The 14,740-nt window shown below is 70.5% G+C and carries 16 protein-coding genes and 1 pseudogene; 8 read left to right on the forward strand and 9 right to left on the reverse strand.

Annotation, left to right across the window (positions count from 1 at the left end; translation table 11 throughout):
* Positions 1–258, reverse strand: a pseudogene (locus ACYVIP_RS26240) (hypothetical protein); the annotation flags it as partial.
* Positions 259–320: 62 nt separating this feature from the next.
* Between ACYVIP_RS26240 and ACYVIP_RS26245 the strand changes: the two are divergent.
* From ACYVIP_RS26245 to ACYVIP_RS26255, 3 genes are all read left to right on the forward strand, one after another.
* Positions 321–725 carry a hypothetical protein gene (locus tag ACYVIP_RS26245; RefSeq protein WP_460400932.1) on the forward strand — a complete coding sequence of 135 codons (405 nt, stop codon included), beginning with the start codon at positions 321–323 and terminating at the stop codon, positions 723–725.
* Between the two features lie 32 nt (positions 726–757).
* Positions 758–1,849, forward strand: coding sequence for a hypothetical protein (locus ACYVIP_RS26250; protein ID WP_460400934.1), 1,092 nt, complete (start codon positions 758–760; stop codon positions 1,847–1,849).
* Between the two features lie 163 nt (positions 1,850–2,012).
* Positions 2,013–2,321, forward strand: coding sequence for a DUF4190 domain-containing protein (locus ACYVIP_RS26255; RefSeq protein WP_460400936.1), 309 nt, complete (start codon positions 2,013–2,015; stop codon positions 2,319–2,321).
* 4 nt (positions 2,322–2,325) lie between these two features.
* Here the strand turns inward: ACYVIP_RS26255 and ACYVIP_RS26260 are convergent, their stop codons facing one another.
* Positions 2,326–2,838: a TetR/AcrR family transcriptional regulator gene (locus tag ACYVIP_RS26260; protein ID WP_460400938.1), complete on the reverse strand. Its 513-nt coding sequence runs from the start codon at positions 2,836–2,838 to the stop codon at positions 2,326–2,328.
* A gap of 53 nt (positions 2,839–2,891) precedes the next feature.
* Between ACYVIP_RS26260 and ACYVIP_RS26265 the strand changes: the two genes are divergently transcribed.
* From ACYVIP_RS26265 to ACYVIP_RS26280, 4 genes are all read left to right on the forward strand, one after another.
* Positions 2,892–3,236 carry a VOC family protein gene (locus ACYVIP_RS26265; protein ID WP_460400940.1) on the forward strand — a complete coding sequence of 115 codons (345 nt, stop codon included), beginning with the start codon at positions 2,892–2,894 and terminating at the stop codon, positions 3,234–3,236.
* A 474-nt stretch (positions 3,237–3,710) separates the two neighbouring features.
* On the forward strand, positions 3,711–5,978 hold the full coding sequence (locus tag ACYVIP_RS26270) for a sensor histidine kinase (RefSeq protein ID WP_460400942.1): 2,268 nt from the start codon (positions 3,711–3,713) through the stop codon (positions 5,976–5,978).
* Positions 5,975–6,400, forward strand: a complete 426-nt coding sequence (locus tag ACYVIP_RS26275) for a roadblock/LC7 domain-containing protein (RefSeq protein ID WP_460400944.1) — start codon at positions 5,975–5,977, stop codon at positions 6,398–6,400. Before ACYVIP_RS26270 ends, ACYVIP_RS26275 begins: the two co-directional genes overlap by 4 nt.
* The gene (locus tag ACYVIP_RS26280) at positions 6,400–6,789 is read left to right on the forward strand and encodes a DUF742 domain-containing protein (protein WP_460400946.1); all 390 of its coding nucleotides are present in this window, start codon (positions 6,400–6,402) and stop codon (positions 6,787–6,789) included. Before ACYVIP_RS26275 ends, ACYVIP_RS26280 begins: the two co-directional genes overlap by 1 nt.
* 124 nt (positions 6,790–6,913) lie before the next feature.
* Here ACYVIP_RS26280 and ACYVIP_RS26285 read toward each other — a convergent pair whose 3' ends face one another.
* The 4 genes from ACYVIP_RS26285 to ACYVIP_RS26300 are packed head-to-tail and all read right to left on the reverse strand — an operon-like array spanning position 6,914 to position 11,269.
* Positions 6,914–8,275, reverse strand: coding sequence for an MmgE/PrpD family protein (locus tag ACYVIP_RS26285; protein WP_460400948.1), 1,362 nt, complete (start codon positions 8,273–8,275; stop codon positions 6,914–6,916).
* Positions 8,276–8,279: 4 nt separating this feature from the next.
* Positions 8,280–9,278, reverse strand: coding sequence for a tripartite tricarboxylate transporter substrate binding protein (locus tag ACYVIP_RS26290; RefSeq protein WP_460400950.1), 999 nt, complete (start codon positions 9,276–9,278; stop codon positions 8,280–8,282).
* A gap of 24 nt (positions 9,279–9,302) precedes the next feature.
* Positions 9,303–10,814 carry a tripartite tricarboxylate transporter permease gene (locus ACYVIP_RS26295; protein ID WP_460400952.1) on the reverse strand — a complete coding sequence of 504 codons (1,512 nt, stop codon included), beginning with the start codon at positions 10,812–10,814 and terminating at the stop codon, positions 9,303–9,305.
* Positions 10,811–11,269, reverse strand: a complete 459-nt coding sequence (locus ACYVIP_RS26300; RefSeq protein WP_460400954.1) for a tripartite tricarboxylate transporter TctB family protein — start codon at positions 11,267–11,269, stop codon at positions 10,811–10,813. Before ACYVIP_RS26300 ends, ACYVIP_RS26295 begins: the two co-directional genes overlap by 4 nt.
* A 205-nt stretch (positions 11,270–11,474) precedes the next feature.
* Here ACYVIP_RS26300 and ACYVIP_RS26305 point away from each other — a divergent pair, with 205 nt between their 5' ends.
* Positions 11,475–12,197, forward strand: coding sequence for an IclR family transcriptional regulator (locus tag ACYVIP_RS26305; protein ID WP_460400956.1), 723 nt, complete (start codon positions 11,475–11,477; stop codon positions 12,195–12,197).
* A 110-nt stretch (positions 12,198–12,307) separates the two neighbouring features.
* Here the strand turns inward: ACYVIP_RS26305 and ACYVIP_RS26310 are convergent, their stop codons facing one another.
* From ACYVIP_RS26310 to fabG, 3 genes are all read right to left on the reverse strand, one after another.
* A complete protein-coding gene (locus ACYVIP_RS26310; protein ID WP_460400958.1) occupies positions 12,308–13,489 on the reverse strand; it encodes an MFS transporter in 1,182 nt (393 codons plus the stop codon).
* Between the two features lie 6 nt (positions 13,490–13,495).
* Positions 13,496–13,903 (reverse strand): VOC family protein, encoded by a 408-nt coding sequence (locus tag ACYVIP_RS26315; RefSeq protein ID WP_460400960.1) that lies wholly within the window; start codon positions 13,901–13,903, stop codon positions 13,496–13,498.
* Positions 13,904–14,000: 97 nt separating this feature from the next.
* Complete coding sequence (gene fabG, locus ACYVIP_RS26320; RefSeq protein WP_460400962.1) at positions 14,001–14,723, reverse strand: 3-oxoacyl-ACP reductase FabG; 723 nt, start codon at positions 14,721–14,723, stop codon at positions 14,001–14,003.
* Between the last annotated feature and the right edge of the window lie 17 nt (positions 14,724–14,740).

A 14,740-nucleotide genomic window follows, 5' to 3' on the forward strand; every position in this document is an offset into this window, starting at 1 on the left:
CCTGGCCGGTGGCGCGGGGACCGCGACCGGTGCCCGCGCTACGCCGCCGATGATGCCGCCGCAGTCCGGCGCGGCCGGTGCCGCGGCCGCCAGGACGGCTGGCGGGATCAAGCCGGGGAACAGCGACCGCACCGAGTCCCGGCCACGACCGCGTCGTGGCGCGGTGACCGGTCCGGTGACCCCGGGCGTCGCGCTGGCCGGCCGGGCGGGCGCGAGCCAACCCAGGCCGGCGGCGCGACGCGGCTGGGACAGCGACAACGACGCACTGCGGGTGCTCGACGAGCACCTGTGGCAGGTGACCCCTCCAGAGGAGCAGACCGATGAACAAGATCGACGGCGACCCGGCCGCGATGGCCATGACCGCCCAGCAGCTCACCGCGCCCCCGATGCCGGGCTCGTTGGGCCGGGTGGGCGCGCCGATCAACCCACCAGGGCTCGTTGAGGGCTTCGCGATGTCCATTGTGGACAAGATGGCGTCGGTGGCCGCGGCGGACTACCTGACCAGGGTCACCAACGACATCATCAGCCACGCCACGAACGTGCACCACATCTCGCTGGAGTACAAGTGGGCCGACCTGGCCTCGGCCGCCGAGATCGTCGGCGCGGGGACCAAGGTCGCCAACCAGGGGATCAGCCTGGTCAAGACCGTGACCGGCGCCGGCGCCGGTGGCGCCGTGCCCGACACCACCCCCGCCGAAGCCGACCCGGCCGCCGGCACCGCCTGACCGCAGGACGAACCCGAACAGGAGTGACGGCCATGGCCATCCCGTACAACCTGCTGCCGATGGAGATGCTCGTCGCGATGAGCACCGCCGAGGTCGCCAACGCCCCGGGTTACCTCGACGCGGCGCGGATGTGGACCGAGGTGCGCGGCTGGATCGACAGCGCGCGCACCGAGTTGCGCACCAGGTCGGAGTCGCTGCTGCCGCACTGGCAGGACCAGGCGGCCCAGGACTGGGCGACCAGGGTCCAGGCCGACGACGCCGAGCTGGCCTCGTGGGGCGCGCGGATCGACGCCTCCCAGGTGTCCGCGACGCTGACCACGCTCTCCGGCGCGATCGCCAGGACCCACCAGGAGGTGCTGGCCCTGCAGACGCAGTACTACGCCGCGCTGTCCTCCCCGCTGACCCAGTGGGCCGCGTTGGGGTTCCAGCAGGCGGCGGGCGCGGTGATGACCGCGCTCGGCGCGGAGTTCGACATGGCGATCGCGAAGACCGCGTCGGCGGCCGGGGTCAAGCGGCCGGACATCCCGACCGTGGACATCAAGCCGTCGGCCGATGGCAACTCGCCGGAGGACATCGTCAAGGCGCTCACGGCGACCTCGGGCGCGATGTCGGAACTGGAGACGCTGGCCACCACCATGGGTTTCGGCCAGGCGGGCGGTGGTGGCGGCGCCGCCGGGGACTACGCCGGGAGCTATGGCGGCGGGGGCATGCCGTCGCTGGCCGGGTTGGACACCATGTCGGCGACCGGGGCCAACCTGACCTCCGGCGCCGGCGCGCCCGGTGCGGGCAACGCGCCGACGCTCAGCGGCTCGTCGCTGCCCTACGGCACGCTCGGCGGGAGCGGGCTGCCGGGGGTCGGCAAATCGCTGGCCGCCAAACGCGCGCCGGTCGCCGCGGCGGATGTCAGCCCGGGGGTGCAGACCGCGTCCGGCGGGGCGGCGGCCAAGACCGGGCCGGCCGGGTCGCCGATGATGCCGCCGATGGCCGGGCAGGCGGCGGGCACCGCGGTGCGGCCGGCCAGTGGCACCAGCCCGACCGGCCGCGCGCGCACGACCAGGAAGTCGACCGACGCGACCGACGCCGTGCCGACCGGCCTGCGTGGCCGCTCCACCGCGACCCCCTGACACCTGCCCTGAATGGGTCATTGAGGACGTTGAGCGTCCCCAATGGCCCATTCAGGGCATGGGTGTGGCTGTCGCACTAACAGGTGACATTCCGGTGTTCACCGGTAACGGAGACGTGGGTGGTGACGACTTGCTCGCCAGTAGGAACTACTGGGGAGGAAACGTGACCAATTACCCGCAACAACCGCAGGGCTACCCGGCGCCTGGACACTATGTGCCGCCCACCAACGGGATGGGGGTCGCGTCGCTGGTGCTCGGCATTGTCGGGTTGCTGTTCTCGTTTCTCCCGTGGATCGGCGTGCTCGCCTGGCCGATGGTGATTCTCGGGACCATCTTCGGCGGGGTCGGCATCTCCAAGGCCGGCCGCACGCCGGGAATGCCCAAGGGCCTGGCCATCGCCGGACTGGTCTGCTCACTGGTCGGGCTCGTGATCTGCGTGCTCTGGGCCTCCGCCTTCGCCTCGGTGAGCTGACCACCTACCCGGGGTCGAGTACGTACCTGAGTGCCGCCCTGGCCGCCGTCGCGGACGTGTCCGTGGCGACGGCCAGGAGCGCGGCCCGCCACGCCGCGGCGAGCACGTCCGCGGCGGGGGCCTTGTGTTTGGTCAGCAACGGTCGCAGCGCGCCGGCGACCGGATCGGCGCGCTCCACCGGCGGCCGCTCGCCCAGGATCCGGCACACGGTGAACCGGACGGCGGCGTCGAAGGCCACCAGGAGCGCGGCCCGTACCGCGGGGTGCCCACGATCCCCCGCGGTCGCCGCGGCGCCCGCCATGCGTTCGACGATCCGCTTCTCCATGTCCTCACGGACGGTCAGGTAGAGGCCGAGCTTCGAGCCGAAGTGGTGGTACAGCGCGCCGGTGGTGACGCCGGCCTTGCTGGCCAGGTCGACGACGTTGACCGCGTCGTAGCCGGTGACCTCGAACTGGTGGATGGCCGCCTCGATGAGCCTGGCCTTGACCGAACCGGGGATGGGGACCCATTCGCGCATCCCCCGAGCATAACCGGTTGACGGGTTTCCGTAATGCGATTACGGTCATCCACATGAAGCTGACGTTCCTGTACCAGCCGGTCAAGGACATCGGGGCGTCGGTCGCCTTCTACCGGGACACCCTCGGGTTCGACGAGTCCTGGCGGGAGGGTGAGTCGACCGCCGCGTTCGCCCTCCCCGGCACCGAGGTCGAGCTGATGCTCGACGTGCCGCCGGAGGCCGGACCCCGCTGGGGCGCTGGCGGTTTCTACGCCGTGGACAGTGTGGACGCCTTCCGCGAGGCGCACCCCGAGCTCGACTGGCAGGGCGAGATCGACATGCCGGGCGGCAAGGGTGCGACCTTCCTCGACCCGAGCGGCAACGCGGTCCACCTGTTCGACCAGAGCGCCCCCGAGTAGCCACCGCCGGCCGCGGCGTCGAGGACGTGACCGGCTCGCACGTGACGCACCCGCCGGAGGACGTCCTCCCGCACGTCAGGCCGGAGTCGGCGCTCGCGCGTCCCGACCCGGTCCCTCCGGCCAGGGAGATCAGACCGGGCGCCGGCGAACTCGGGTCATGATCACTGCCCGTCGTCACTGCCCGTCGCCGGCGCCGTCCAGCTCGCGGAAGGTCTGACCAGCTCCTCGGTCGTCGACGTGGCGACAGCAGCTTCAGGCAAATACCGATGTTTCTTTACACACCGCGCCCGGACGATGACATAATCCGCCCTTGATCCTCATCAGACGGATCCCTACGGTCGCCACGAACCCGTCGTCGGGATCACTCAAGCCGAAGGAGATCCCGTGAGCGCGGCGCACAACCGACAACCGCACGTGTCGCGCTGGCGCGCCTTCAGGAACCGAATCGTACAGTGGCGCAACTGGCCACTGCTCGTGAAGCTGGGCATGGTGCTGGTCCTGCCAGTGGTCGGTGCGCTGGTGCTCGGCGTGCTGCGAGTCACCGCCGACGTCCAGCTCGCCAACTCCTACGACGACATCGAACGTGTCGCCAACCTGCGGGTGGAGCTGGTGCGGACCCTGTCCGCCGTGCAGCGCGAACGCAACGCGGCCGTATGGCCGGACGGCGACTTCACGGCCGTGACCCGCACGACGGACACCGCTCTGGCCACCATGCGGGACACCGTCCGGGACACGCCCAACCTCGGCGAGAACGCGTCGCAGCGCTACCGCGAACTGTCCGGGATGATCAGCGTGCTCGGCTACGCACGCCAGCAGTTGACCGGCGACGACGAGCAGAGTGCGCTGAACGCGCAGGACGCCTACGCCGGGCTGACCGGTGCGGTGTTGGAGTTCGACCGCTCCCTGGTCGGGCGGTTCCCCGACGAGTCGCTGGCCAACACGGCCATCGCGCTCAACGAGCTCCAGTCCGCCCGGGAGCAGGTCAGCCTCCAGCAGGCCACGGGGCTCCTCGGCATGGACGACGGCTCGCTGTCGGACAACGGCAAGGAGACCCTCGCCGAGGCCGAGATCCAGCTGAACACCAACCTCGAGGAGTTCCAGTCGGTCGCCCCCCAGCAGTTCCTCGACCGGTACGACGGGACGGTGACCGGCTCCGCCCAAACCGAGCGGACGCTGCTGGTGGTCGAGGCCCGCGGCTCCGAGGAGGTCGGCCTGCCGTTCACCCCGGAGCAGTGGCGTGACACGTTCGGCACCTCCGCGAGCCTGACCACCGAGGTCACCGGGTACGTGGCGACCGAGCTGCGTTCGGAGTCGGCCAGGCTGGCCAACAGCTACCAGGTTCGCTGGGTCATCGTGTCGGTACTGCTGGTCCTGGTGGTCCTGCTCGCCGTGGGCATCGGCGGCGGGCTCGGCCGGTACCTGCTGCGGTCGGTCGGCCAGCTGCGCCGAACCGCGCTGGACGTGGCGGACAAACAGCTGCCGGCCGCGGTGCGGTCCATCCGGGCCGGACAGAACGTCACGATCCCCCCGGTGCCGCTGCGCACCACCGAGGAGTTCGGCCAGCTCGCCAGGGCGTTCGACACCGTGCTCGGCCAGGCGGTCAGCTCGGCGGGTGAGGAGGCGCGCCTGCGCGGCACCCTGAGCGACATCCTCACCAACCTGTCCCGCCGCAGCCAGAGCCTTGTGCAACGCCAGCTGCGGCTGATGGAACAGCTGGAACAGGGCGAGGAGGATCCCGACAAGCTGTCGAACCTGTTCAAGGTCGACCACCTCGCCACCCGAATGCGGCGCAACAACGAGAACCTGATGATTCTGTCCGATGGCGCGCTGCACCGGCAGTTCGCCGACCCGGTGCCGCTTGGCGACGTGTTGCGCGCCGCGGTCTCGGAGATCGAGCACTACGAGCGCACGATCATCCAGTCCGCGCCGCAGGATCGGATCGCGGCGTTCGCCGTTGGCGACCTGATCCGGTCGATCTCCGAGCTGATCGACAACGCCGCGGCGTTCTCGCCGCCGGACAGCCAGGTCGTCATCTCCGGCTGGGTGACCGATGACGGCGGGGCGGTCGTCGAGATCCTCGACGAGGGCTTCGGCATGGCGGAGGCTGAGCTGCGCGAGGCGAACCGTCGCGTCGCCATCAGTGGGACCGACGTGCCGGCGTCGCGGCAGCTGGGCCTGTTCGTGGTGGGCCGGCTGACCGCCAAGTACCGCATTCGGGTGCACCTGGCCCCGCGTCAGGACGGCATGTCCGGCCTGCGGGCGAGCGTGCTGGTACCGACCGAGCTGGTGATCGTGGCCGGCCAGGCGCCCGACCGCCGGGCCGACCGACCGGCCGGCCCGGCGGCGAAGCCCGTCGCCGCCGTGGTCGGCCAGCTCGAGTCGGCGGGGATCAACGTGCGGCTGCCGGAGTTCCCGTCGGCCCGCACCCCCGCTTCCGTCCTCTTCGCCGCGCATGTCCCGGCCGAGCCCGAGCCGGCGGAGTTCACCTGGCTCAGGCAGCGGTCCGGCACGCCGAGGGGGGCGACCGCGCGGCCGGTCACCACCCAGCCCTCGACGGGCCCGCCATCGACGGGCCCGAACGGACTGCCCAAGCGAGTGCCGAAGGGGCAGCTACTCGCCAGCCCGGCAAGCGAGCCGCCGGCCACGCCGTCCAGGGACGCCGCGCGGAATCGCGGCTTCCTGAGCGGTTTCCAGTCCGGGATCCGTAGTGGGCAAAGGGAAGAGGGGGACAGTAGGAGATGACCGAGGCCGGGAAGCAAGACGACCGCCAGGTGGGCCGCTTCGGCTGGCTGATAGACACCTTCGCCGACAACGTGCCCGGTGTCGCGCACGCGTTGGTGATCTCCGTTGACGGCCTGGTGCTGGCCTTGTCCGCCCGGCTGCCGGCGGAGCGAGCGGACGAGTTGGCCGCGATCTCCGCGGGCATCACCAGCCTGAACCTCGGCGCGTCCAGGACCTTCGACGCCGGCCGGGTGGTGCGCACGATCGTGCAGATGGACGAGGGCTCGTTATTGATCACGTCGATCCGCGACGCCGCAGCCCTCGCGGTACTGGCCGAGCGTGACTGCGATATCGCGCAGTTGGCCTACGAGATGACCGTGCTGGTTGACCAGGTCGGCCAGATCCTCACCCCGCAGCTGCGTGCCGAGCTAGCCGCCGGCTGATGAACGCCGGCGACTGGACGGCTCGTGACGATGAGGAGCCATCGGCCGTCCGCGCGTATGCGTGGACCGGCGGGCGGACGAGGTCCCGGAGCGACCGGAGCGAACTGGGGATCGAGACCCTGGTGTCCACGTCGGCGCGCGCCGAGGAGCTGCTGGACACCCTGCGCAGCGAGCACCGGTCGATCGCCGTGCTGTGCCGCCGATCCAGGTCCGTCGCCGAGGTCGGTGCGCTGATGTCCCTGCCGCTCGGCGTGGTGCGGGTGCTGCTGGATGACATGGCCGGCCTCGGTCTGATCGACGTGCACCGCAACCAGGTCGACTACGCCGCCCGCCCCGACCTGCCGCTACTCGACCGTGTCCTACGTGGACTGCAGAACCTGCCCGTATAGCAGCCTGTCCGTCGAATCTTTGCGCGAAGTCCGGCCCTGATCAGCAGTTACCTCAGGGAACGTGACGCAATCCAGCCACCATCCACCTCGACAACCGCAGCCCGCGCTGGGACGCAACCAACACCTAAAAATCCCGGGGAGGCGGACCAGTGGTCGCGATCAGCGTGGCGACGTCGTCGAGTTCGGCGACCCGCCAGGCCAGCGCGGCCAGCTCCGTGGCCCGGCCGGCGCCGAGCACGGGGACGGCGACGTCGAGCAGCTTGCGTTCCAGCTCGTCGTCGGTCATCGGGTTGTCCGGCGTGCCCCGGTTGTCCCGCACCGACTCGCGGAGCACCCGGCCGTCGGCGAGCACGACCTCGACGGTCGCCGACCGCTTGCCGCCGTCCTGGTCGACGACCGGCTCGACCAGGCCGCGCAGCCGGACCACCTCGGGGTCGCCGACCACGTCGGGCTCGAAGTCGGCCGGGGTCAGCCTGCCGGACCGCACGGCGACCGCGACGCAGTGCTGCAGGCTGAACTTCGCCTGTGTCTTGGTCGTCGGCGCCGGGTTGCCGGTCACCGTCGCGGCGTAGGGGTGCACCGTCGCGACGACCCGGACCACGTCGCCGGCGGCGAAGCCGTCGCGCGCACGGATGGCGAGCACGGCGTCGACCGCCGGATGCGTGAGCGAGCCGCTGGCGTAGGCCTTGTACCCGTTGGCCGCCAGGTGCCACGACGAGCCGAGCCCCTCGGTCAGCCACGCCGGATCGGGGTCCGGGCTCAACACCCGCAGCAGGCCTCTTGCGCCCTCGATGCTGGTCGGGGTCGCGGTGAAGCCCTCCTGTGCCAGCAGTGCGGAGACCAGCCCGTCCATCCCGGCCTTGGCGGGGTGCAGTGCCTTGCAGTCGCTGCCGTACAGCTCCTTGAGGCCGGCCGCCTGGGTGGCAGACGTGCCGAGCGCGTGCACGGTCGGCGCCGCGTCCAGCCCGAGCACGCGGGCGGCGGCGGCCGCGGCACCGACGTGGCCCGCGGTGCCGGTGACGTGCCAGCCGACCTCGTAGTGGGCCGGGCCGGCCGCGGCCGCCACCCGCGCGGTGGTCTCGAACCCCGCCACGTACGCGGTGACCGCGAGCCTCCCGTCCACTGTGGACTCATCCTCGCTCAGCGCGAAGATCACCGGCCAGGTGACCGAGCCGCCGTGGATTGTGGTGCGCGCCGGGTTGTACGTGTCGTCGAAGTCCAGCACGTGCGCCGCGTACCCGTTGAGCAGCGCGGCGTACGGCACGGTGGTCCGCTCGGTCGTGCCGACCACGGTGGCCCTCGGCACCGGCGCCACCCGCCGCGCCACCGCACGCAACCGGGCCGACCCCGGCTCCGCCGCCCCGGCGAGGGTGACCGCGAGCCAGTCGACCAGCGAGCGGGCGACCTCGTGCCGGACGTCGTCCGGGACGTCGCCGTAGGCCAGGCCGGCGGCGAACTCGGCGAGGGTGGCGGTCGGGGTGGTCACGCTGTCATTGGTCCTTCCGCAGGCCCAGGTCCTCGAGCAGCCCACCGAGCACCTCGCGCTGCTGGGTGAGGTACTCCCCGAAGTCCTTGCTGTTGCGGTAGTCGGTCACCAGGCCCTCCTCCGCCGCGTGCTCCTTCCACGCCTCGGTGTCGAGCATCTTCTTGAAGACCTTCTCGTAGTAGGCGATCGCTTCCTTGCTCACGCCGGGCGCGCCGAGGATGCCGCGGAACTGCAGCGGCAGATCGCCGGTCGAGATGCCGACGTCCTTCGCGGTCGGCGCGTCCGGGAACTCCGGCAGTTTGTCGTCGGTCAGGACGGTGATCACCTTCAGCTTGCCGGCCCGCACCTGCTCGCTGAAGTCACCCGGGCTGCCGAGCATCATGTCCGCGTCGCCACGCAGCAGCGCCGTGAGGCGCGAGCCGGTCTCCTCGAAGGACAGGAACTTCCACTTCGCCTCGGTCGACTTCTGCAGCGCCAGGCCGGTGAGCGAGTCGCTCGCGGTGGTCGAGCCGCCGGTCTGGATCAGCGTGCTCGGGTCTTCCTTGGCCGCGTCGACGAAGTCGCTGAGCGATTCGTACGGCGCGTCCGCCCGCACCGCGACCACGGTCGGCTCGTTGACCAGGCCGACGATCGGGGTCAGGCCGTCGATCGACACGTCACTGTCCGCCACGGTCATCGGGGTGACGATCCAGGTCGGGGTCATCGTGGCGATCTCGTTGTCCTGACCCTCCTGGGCGACGAGGTAGGACATCGCGCCGATGCCGTCGCCCGCCGGCACGTTGCGCACCGGCCAGTTCGCCGAGATCACCTGCTCGTCATACATGATCTTGAGAACGCCTCGGATGAACTCGTCGCTGCCGCCGCCCGCCTTGGTGTGGCACACCACCTCCACCCGGTCGGGCTCGCCGGTTTTCGCGTCGCTACCGCCTTCCGCGGTGCTACACGCGGTCGGCGCGAGCAGTGCCACGCTCGCGAGCGCGGCGGTCACGGTCTTCTTGCGCATCTGGACTCTCCTTGTTGGAGCTGATCAGTCGTCGTTCTCCAGTACCCGGCGCCGCAACCGACGCGACTTCCCCAGCAAGAGACTGGCCAACACCAGCACCGCGAGTCCGATGAAGACGGCGGAGATCGGGCGCTGGAGGTAGATGAGCGGGCTGTTCGAGGAGATGATCAGGGACTGGCGGATCGAGTCCTCGGCGATCGGTCCGAGCACGAACGCGAGTACCAGCGGTGCCGGCGGGATCGCCAGCTTCTTCAGCACATAGCCGAGCAGGCCGAAGAACGCGAGCATCCACACGTCGAACAGCGACTGGTTCACGCTGTACACGCCGACCACGGAGATCACCAGGATGCCCGGGTAGATCACCCAGTACGGCAGCTTCAGCAACCGCGCGAAAAACGGCACCAGCGGCAGGTTGAGTACCAGCAGCGCCACGTTGCCGAGGTACATGCTGGCGATCACCGGCCAGACCACCTCGGGGTTCTCGGTGAACAGCAGGGGGCCGGGCTGGAGTCCGTAGAGGATCAGGGCGCCGAGCAGGACGGCGCCGGTGCTCGAACCCGGGATGCCGAGCGTGAGCAGCGGGATCATCGCGCCGCCGGTCTCGGCGTTGTTCGCCGACTCGGGAGCCGCGACGCCCTCGATCGCGCCCTTGCCGAACTCCTTGCGCCGCTTGGAGGTGTTCCGCGCGATCGTGTAGGAGACGAACGAGGCCACAGTGGATCCGGCGCCCGGCAGCAGGCCGACGAAGAAGCCGGTGACCGAGCCCTGCGCGATCGGGCCGCGGGAGCGACGCAGGTCCTCCCGGCTCGGCAACAGCTCACGGAGCTTGGTCGGCACCGTAAAGATCGACCGGCCGGTCTTCTCCTCCACGTTGACCAGCACCTCGCCGATCGCGAACAACCCGATCGACAGCGCGATGAACTCCAGCCCGCCGGCCAGCTCGATGGTGCCGAAGGTGTAGCGCTGCTCGCCGGAGAACAGGTCGACACCGACGGTGGACAGCAGCAGGCCGATCGCCATCGAGATGAAGCCCTTGAGCAGCGACTCGCCGGCCAGCATGATCACCAGGATCAGCGCGAACAGCATCAGCGCCGAGTACTCCGGCGGACCGAACTCGATCGCCACGTCCGCCACCACCGGCGCGAGGAACGTCAGTCCGAGCACGCCGATCGTGCCGGCGACGAACGAGCCGATCGCGGCGATGCCAAGGGCCGGCCCGGCTCGGCCCTGCTTGGCCATCTCGTAGCCGTCCAGGCAGGTCACCACGGACGAGGACTCACCGGGGATGTTCAACAGGATCGACGTGGTCGAGCCGCCGTACTTCGCGCCGTAGTAGATGCCCGCCATCATGATCAGACCGGTGGACGGGTCGAGGTTGGTGGCCAGCGGCAGCAGGATCGCGATCGTCGCTGGTGGACCGAGGCCGGGCAGGATGCCGACCAGCGTGCCGGTGATCACGCCGATCATCAGCCAGAACAGGTTGACCGGGCTGAACGCCGTACCGAAGCCGTCGAGGAGGCCCTGCATCGCGCTCATGTGGCGAATCCCCACACCGGAAGCGGGACCTCGAGTGCGACCGCGAAGACCAGGTAGATGGCCACCGGCAGCACCAGCACGGCGGCGATCGCCTTGACGTTACGCTGTTTCTCCATCGCCAGTACGAGGACGCCGACCAGGAGCAGTGTCGCCGGCAGGAACCCCACGAGGGGCAGTAGCACCACCATGATCACGAAGCACGCCCAGACGACAGTCGCCCGACCCATCCGCGTGCGATCGAGGTCGAGCCGCTCCATATGCTCCACGTGGCGCCGGTTGCCGATCAGGTAGCTCGCGGACAGCGCGAGCCCGAGCAGGATCAGCAACCCGGAGAGCAGCGCCGGAAAGAGGCCCGGTCCCGGCTCGCCGTTCGTGCCGACAAAGGCGAGGCTCAGCGCCTGGAGCAGCGCCAGCAGTCCGACGAGCGCGACCACCCCGCCGGTGGCCACGTGCACGAGGCGCACTACACCATCACCTTATGTCTGTCATAGAGACAAGATGTCCGATAAGAGGACGCCTACTGTAGGAATTGGGTGATCATCTGTCAACACTCTGTGCCCACAGTTCGCCGCAGATGCGTATTGGTCTTACGATGCGTCTGTTATGCAGACGCAGAGTCCGGATAGCGACCCGTCACCGCCGAACTATCCGATGTCGTCGGTGAACAACGCGCTGCGGTTGATCCTGCTGTTCCGGGAGCAGCCGTCGGTGCGGCTGATGGAGGCGCGCGAGTACCTCGGCGTCGCGCACTCTACGGCGCACCGGCTGCTGGCGATGCTCGCCTACCACGGCTTCGTGCGGCAGGACCCCGAGTCTCGGGCGTACCACGCCGGCCCGGCGCTGATCGAGGTCGGCCTCACGGTGGTGCGGAAGCTGGACGTCCGCGAGCAGGCGCGGCCGTATCTGGAGAAACTCGCCAAACGTTTCGGCGAGACCGCGCACCTCGCCGTGCTCGAGGGGCGGTTGGTCCGGTACCTGGACGCGGTGGAGAGCGACAAGGCGCTGCGGGTGACCGCGCGCACCGGGGCGCTGCTGCCGGCGCACTGCACGTCGCTGGGCAAGACGCTGCTCGCCGAGCTGGACGAGGCGGCGCTCGGCCGAAGCTATCCGCCGGACACGGAGCTCGAGCGGATCACCGAGCACTCGATCGCGACGGTCGACGAGCTGCGCCGCGAGCTGGCCCAGGTGCGCCGGCGCGGGTACGCGGTGAACTCGTCGGAGTCGGAGGAGGGCGTCGGCTCGGTGGCCATGGCCTTCCGCGACGCGACCAACCGGTGGGCGGCGATCGCGATCGCGGCCCCGTTGAACCGGCTCTCCCTCAAGCGAACCGAGGAGATGGCCGACGCGTTGCGCGATACTCTTCCGCCTCCCCGGGATTTTTGAGTGTTGGTTGCGTCCCAGCGCGGGCTGGGGTTGTCGAAGTGGATAGTGGCTGGATTGCGTCACGTTCCCCTGAGGTGGCTGTTGGGTGGGTGGGGACTTCGCACAGGGATTCATGGGGCGGGGTTGGTTCTTGGGTCCTGGCCGTGGCGGGCCACTGTGGCGGCGCTGACCGCGAGCACGGCGGCGAGCAGGTAGAACACCGGTGAGATGCCGGCCGCCCCGGCGAGCAGCCCCGCGAGGCTCGGCACCGCGACCTGGCCGAGCCGGTTGCCGGCCAGCCGCAGGCCGAGCGCGCTGCCCCGGCTGTCCGCCGGCACCAGCGCGACGACCCAGACCATCGTGATCGTCTGGGTGAGCGCGAGCAGGAATCCCAGCACCGCCATCGGTGCGGCGAGCAGGACCGGCACGCCGCCGAGCGGCAGCAGCGCCACACACACCGCGCTCACCGCCATGCTCACCACGACCAGTCGCACCCACGCCACCCGACGCACCAGCCACGGCATGGCCGCCCGCGACAGCAACGACGCCGCGGCGTGCACGCTCAGCAACACCCCGACGCCCGTCGCGCCGATGCCCAACGCCGCGCCGAGCAGCGGCAGGTACGCGAGCAGCAGGTCGGCGGTGCCCTTCGACGCGAAGCTCACGAGCAGTGCGGCCGGCATCCCGGCGATGCGCACCATGCGGTTGGCCGGCAGCGGCCGCTGCCGCTGCCGGCCAACCGGCGCGCGGGCGAGCAGCAGCGTGGCCACCGCGGCCGGCAGCGCGACGAGCCCAACCAACCCGCCGACGGTGAGGCTGCGTGAAGTCGACGCGAGGTCAGCGCCGCCGGCCAGCAGGCCGCCCAGCAGCGGGCCGGCCATCTGGCCGAGGGCGGCGGACAGCGTCAGCAGGCCGAACCGGTTGACCCCTTCGTCCACAGTGGATCTCTTGGCGACGAGGCTCTGCGTGGCGACCACCGTGCCGAGGTGGCCGAGGCCGAGCACCGCCGTGCACACGCCGATCCCGACCACGGACGTCGCGGTCGCGGCCAGCAGCGTCGCGCCGCTCGCGAGGGCCACGCTCACGATGAGCATCAGGCCCGGGTGCGAGTGGTCCGACCACCGGCCGAGCCGCACCGCGAGCAGGAGCGGCGGCAACGCGAAGGCGGCCGCGACGACACCCACCGCGGTGGCGTCCGCGTCGACAGCGAGCAGGCGGTAGGTGGACATCGGCCGGGCAAGCGTGACCGCGACTTGTACCAGCGCGTTGCTGGCGAAGGTCGCGGCCAACCACGCGACGGGCCGGGCCGGCACCCGGCGTCAGGCGATGCGCCAGCTGCGGTCCGGCGTCGCGACGTCGACCTCGACACCGTCCGGGTCGCGGAACTTGAAGAACCGGGGTGGGTCGGCCCGCTCGGCGCCGTAGATCTCCACGCCGAGTTCAGCGAGCACCTCGACCACCCGGCCCGTGTCCTCGATCTCCACGCCGACGTGGTTGGGCCCCATCGCGCCCTGCGACCACGCCGACCGCTCGATGTCCTCCCGCGGTTGCAGCAGGGAGTAGTTGATCTCGCCGTCGGTCAGGTCGAGCGCCTTGCCTGGAAAGTGGCCGGGAGTGCGGACGTCGCCCAGCCGCTTGAAGCCGAAGACCCTCTCGTAGAACGTCGCGCTGCGCTCGAGGTCCGCGGTGACGATGCCGATGTGCCGGATCCGCACGATGTCCTCCATACAGACGGATAGTCCGTTATATGGACGTGAGGATAGCCATCGCCGAAAACCACCGTCAATCAGACGCGATGTCTGTATAGCAGAAATCGCGGCGCCGTCAGGCGCCGAGGTGGATGCCGCCGTTGACGTTCAGCGTCTGGCCGGTGACGAATGCCGCCTCGGGAGAGGCGAGGTAACACACCGCCGCGGCCACCTCGTCCGGAGTACCCTGCCTGCCGACCGGGATGTGCTTTTCCTTGTGGTGGTGGGGAACGCCGGTCCGGACGGTGTCGATCAGGCCGGGGGACACCGCGTTCACCGTGACCCCGCTCGCGGCGTACTCGACCGCGAGTGCCTTGGTGAGGCCGATGATCCCGGCCTTCGCGGTCACCACGTGCGCCCGCATCGCCGCGCCGGTCTGCCCGGTGACACCGGCGATGTTCACGATCCGCCCGTCCCCGCGCTCCACCATGCCGGGCAGCACCGCCGCGCTGCAGTGGAACGCGCCGTCGAGCACGATGCCCAGGATCTCGTGCCAGTCCTCGATGCCGATCTCGCCGAACGGCTGCTCCCGCCGCACCGCCGCGTTGTTCACCAGCACCCCGATCGGACCGAGCGCACCGGCCACTGTGGACACCGCGGACCGGACAGCGGCGCCGTCGCGGACATCGGCGAGCGACACGTGCGCCCGCCTGCCCATCGCCGCCACCTCGGCCGCCACCCGTTCGGCGCCCTCCCGGTCCGTGCGCACGAGCAGCGCGACGTCGTGGCCGACGCGGGCGAGGCCGAGCGCGATCGCGCGGCCGATGTTGCGGCCGGCTCCGGTCACCAGTGCGGTCATGATGGGCTCCCTCGGTC

The sequence above is a fragment of the Actinophytocola sediminis genome (assembly GCF_054779715.1).

Coding starts and splice junctions, on each gene's coding strand:
- ACYVIP_RS26245 (WP_460400932.1), top strand. CDS start 321: ATGAACAAGATCGACGGCGACCCGGCCGCGATGGCCATGACCGCCCAG.
- ACYVIP_RS26250 (WP_460400934.1), top strand. CDS start 758: ATGGCCATCCCGTACAACCTGCTGCCGATGGAGATGCTCGTCGCGATG.
- ACYVIP_RS26260 (WP_460400938.1), bottom strand. CDS start 2,838: ATGCGCGAATGGGTCCCCATCCCCGGTTCGGTCAAGGCCAGGCTCATC.
- ACYVIP_RS26265 (WP_460400940.1), top strand. CDS start 2,892: ATGAAGCTGACGTTCCTGTACCAGCCGGTCAAGGACATCGGGGCGTCG.
- ACYVIP_RS26275 (WP_460400944.1), top strand. CDS start 5,975: ATGACCGAGGCCGGGAAGCAAGACGACCGCCAGGTGGGCCGCTTCGGC.
- ACYVIP_RS26280 (WP_460400946.1), top strand. CDS start 6,400: ATGAACGCCGGCGACTGGACGGCTCGTGACGATGAGGAGCCATCGGCC.
- ACYVIP_RS26290 (WP_460400950.1), bottom strand. CDS start 9,278: ATGCGCAAGAAGACCGTGACCGCCGCGCTCGCGAGCGTGGCACTGCTC.
- ACYVIP_RS26295 (WP_460400952.1), bottom strand. CDS start 10,814: ATGAGCGCGATGCAGGGCCTCCTCGACGGCTTCGGTACGGCGTTCAGC.
- ACYVIP_RS26315 (WP_460400960.1), bottom strand. CDS start 13,903: ATGGAGGACATCGTGCGGATCCGGCACATCGGCATCGTCACCGCGGAC.
- fabG (WP_460400962.1), bottom strand. CDS start 14,723: ATGACCGCACTGGTGACCGGAGCCGGCCGCAACATCGGCCGCGCGATC.